The following is a 2,787-nucleotide window of genomic DNA, read 5'->3' as shown; positions in this document are numbered from 1 at the left end:
GAAATTTATGGCTCTGTTTTTGGCAATGCCAAGGTTTTATTCTATACTAAGGTCTGGGGTCGCGCTTATGGCAATGCAAAAATCAACAAAAAAGCAAAGTAAGGTTGGTTCCCAAAAATTGTGAGGTTTATGAAAGGGATAATATTGTCAATATAACTGATAAAACAGAATAAAGAACGGCGTGGGGGCGTGCTTTCTTTATGGTTATAAACGCATATAAAACGCATTGCTATAAACATATCATAAAAGAGAGAGTAAAATAAAAAAAAGCCGTGCCAATTAATATGACGCGGCTTTCAAATAACGATTATAATGATAGAAAAATAATTATCCACAATGGAGTAATGAATGCATATATACAAAACGTATTATATTGCAAGCGCTCTATGAGAGATATGAAAACTTATCAAAAGGAATGTAAATAATGCGTATATCTTTAATCACTCATTTGAATGAGAGAGCCTATAAACGCTTGTTATGGCTATCAAACGTATCAAACAAATCAAAATGCTCGGTAGCTTTAACAAGCCAATCAAAAGCAAATGCATATTCAATAAATATCTGTAAAAAACGTTCTTTTTACATTTACGAGAATTGGTTTTTAAAAGCAGATTTTCATAAGATAAATAAACAATTATGGTTTTTTGTTACCATTTTTATCAAGTCAATTTTATTAATAATAGTTATTAAAAAATCACAAAATTAAAATAAATATTTGAAAATATACCCATATGGATATATTAATAATCATGAGTAAAATAAAACGTATCATATGGCTTGGTTCTTCACTCAAAGATATAAAAAGTCTTCCTGATCTTATTCAACAAAGGATTGGTTATGTTCTTTATCTTGCTCAGATAGGAGATAGAGGAGAAAATGTTAAGGTTCTTAAGGGATTTGGATCTGCCAATGTTCTAGAAATTATTGAACGCGATATTCAAGGAACTTATCGCGCGGTTTATACGATACAGTATAAAAAATCTCTTTATGTGTTGCATTGTTTTCAGAAAAAATCGACCCGTGGCATTGCAACACCAAAACCAGACATTAATCTGATTAAAGAACGTCTCAAGTTAGCAGAACAATTAGAAGGGAATTAAAATGATCAATGTTTTTCACGGTAGTTCCAATGTTTATGCGGATATTGGCTTTTCAGATTCCAGAGAGATGCTTATCAAAGCGCAACTTGCTCATAAGATTAGTCAAATTCTGAAAGAAAAGAACTTAACACAAAAACAGGCTAGTCAACTTTTGAAAATGACTCAACCAAAACTGTCTAAACTCTTAAGTGGAGAATTTCGAGGAATTAGTGAAATGAAAATGCTTGAGTGTTTGGCAAAATTAGGAAACGATATAAAGATTATTGTTAATCCGAAAGAAGTTAAAACGCTTGAAGGACATTTTGAAGTTGTTTTTTCTTCTTAAACTTCTTTATGATTAGCTTTTTATGGTCTATTCATACATGGTAATTGTTTATAAAAAATGGTCGAATGAATCATGCATAAAAGTGTGGATTCTTGAGTGGATTCATATAAAATAATTACACTCAAACTATTGACTTTATTGTATTTTTTAGTATTATATCTTATATGACCGACACAAGGTGCGAAAGCGTTCTTCTATGACGATAAACATCTCGCTTTACAGGTATCGGTCCTCCCATCTTAACCCGAATATAATGACGCGTCATCAGAATACCTTTCTGTGAAAAATATTGTTATTGACATTACACATTATGTGTATTACAGTCCACCAATTATAGCTATAATAAAAACAACAGATGAATTTGATGAATGGTTAGAAAAGCTTAAAGACAGAAAAGCTGCCGATATAATTCTTGGAAAACTTCATAGAATTCGTTCAGGACTTTTAGGTGAAATTAAATTTTTTAATGGTATAGGTGAATTGCGTATCCACTATGGGGCTGGGTATCGAGTTTATTTCACAAAAAAAGGCGATAAAATCATTATATTGCTTTGTGGTGGTGATAAATCCACACAATCCAGTGATATTCAAAAAGCCTTATCTCTTTTAAAGGATCTTAAAAATGAAATTGAAAACCTTTAGCTTTGAAAAACACCTCACAATACCAGAATCTCAAGAAGTCTTTTTAAATGAAGCCTTCAAAACTGGTGATGCTGCTCATATAGCGGATGCCATTGGTATTGTTGCTCGCTCTCAAAATATGCGTGCTTTAGCAAAAGAAACCAATCGCGAACGTAGTGGATTATACCGTTCTTTAAGCAAAACGGGTGACCCCAAGCTTTCTACTTTAGTCGCTGTCTTATCTGCCCTTAATTTACAACTCTCTGTACAATCTGCTAATTCATAAACTGAGAGGAGTTAATAGATATCTCCTCTCAATTTTAGTGATTGATCACAAATTCAACGACTATACTTGCTTGACCAGCTTGTACTGTCTTATCAGCTTTAGCATAGAGAGTAAGTTCTTCATCATAAGGGACAAATTCCTTTTGATTGCTAGGCTTAACTTCTTTGACTGCCTGCTGTTTGATTTCTGCTTCCCCAAACTCAGTCCCTCCAGCAGTGCTGCCTATTTTTACCTTCGTGTCCGAAAATGCTGTCTTAACATATACTTTGATCGAAGTAATCAAAGCACCACGAGGTAGCGTACCTATTCTCATAGCGTTTTCTTTATCTTCATAGCTAAAATTAAGCCGCAAAAAGCTTACCTGCTGCGTATGAAGACTTCTCCCTTGCAAGGGCTGTGGTAAATAATCTGCCATGTCTTATCCCCTCAATGATTTGTCACAAATTGCACAACCA

General features: G+C 33.5%; 5 protein-coding genes. 4 read left to right on the top strand and 1 reads right to left on the bottom strand.

The window, feature by feature from the left end; translation table 11 throughout:
• Window positions 1-749: 749 nt before the first annotated feature.
• The 4 genes from ACFIM1_RS09090 (at window position 750) to ACFIM1_RS09075 (ending at window position 2,332) form a co-directional block, all read left to right on the top strand.
• Window positions 750-1,100 carry a type II toxin-antitoxin system RelE/ParE family toxin gene (locus ACFIM1_RS09090; protein WP_375609769.1) on the top strand — a complete coding sequence of 117 codons (351 nt, stop codon included), beginning with the start codon at window positions 750-752 and terminating at the stop codon, window positions 1,098-1,100.
• Between the two features lies 1 nt (window position 1,101).
• Window positions 1,102-1,425: a helix-turn-helix domain-containing protein gene (locus ACFIM1_RS09085; protein ID WP_375609768.1), complete on the top strand. Its 324-nt coding sequence runs from the start codon at window positions 1,102-1,104 to the stop codon at window positions 1,423-1,425.
• A gap of 330 nt (window positions 1,426-1,755) precedes the next feature.
• Window positions 1,756-2,067, top strand: coding sequence for a type II toxin-antitoxin system RelE/ParE family toxin (locus tag ACFIM1_RS09080; RefSeq protein WP_375609770.1), 312 nt, complete (start codon window positions 1,756-1,758; stop codon window positions 2,065-2,067).
• On the top strand, window positions 2,048-2,332 hold the full coding sequence (locus ACFIM1_RS09075) for an addiction module antidote protein (protein ID WP_375609767.1): 285 nt from the start codon (window positions 2,048-2,050) through the stop codon (window positions 2,330-2,332). The genes ACFIM1_RS09080 and ACFIM1_RS09075 overlap by 20 nt, the downstream gene beginning before the upstream one ends.
• 34 nt (window positions 2,333-2,366) lie before the next feature.
• Here the strand turns inward: ACFIM1_RS09075 and ACFIM1_RS09070 are convergent, their stop codons facing one another.
• Window positions 2,367-2,747, bottom strand: coding sequence for a hypothetical protein (locus ACFIM1_RS09070; protein WP_375609766.1), 381 nt, complete (start codon window positions 2,745-2,747; stop codon window positions 2,367-2,369).
• Window positions 2,748-2,787: the final 40 nt, after the last annotated feature.

The sequence above is a fragment of the Bartonella sp. AC158YNML genome, from assembly GCF_042196725.1.
Lineage (GTDB): Bacteria > Pseudomonadota > Alphaproteobacteria > Rhizobiales > Rhizobiaceae > Bartonella.
This window is presented reverse-complemented; position numbering and strand designations above follow the sequence as displayed.

Excerpts from the sequence above, each read along its gene's own strand:
- ACFIM1_RS09090 (WP_375609769.1), top strand. The coding sequence starts at position 750 with ATGAGTAAAATAAAACGTATCATATGGCTTGGTTCTTCACTCAAAGAT.
- ACFIM1_RS09085 (WP_375609768.1), top strand. The coding sequence starts at position 1,102 with ATGATCAATGTTTTTCACGGTAGTTCCAATGTTTATGCGGATATTGGC.
- ACFIM1_RS09075 (WP_375609767.1), top strand. The coding sequence starts at position 2,048 with ATGAAATTGAAAACCTTTAGCTTTGAAAAACACCTCACAATACCAGAA.
- ACFIM1_RS09070 (WP_375609766.1), bottom strand. The coding sequence starts at position 2,747 with ATGGCAGATTATTTACCACAGCCCTTGCAAGGGAGAAGTCTTCATACG.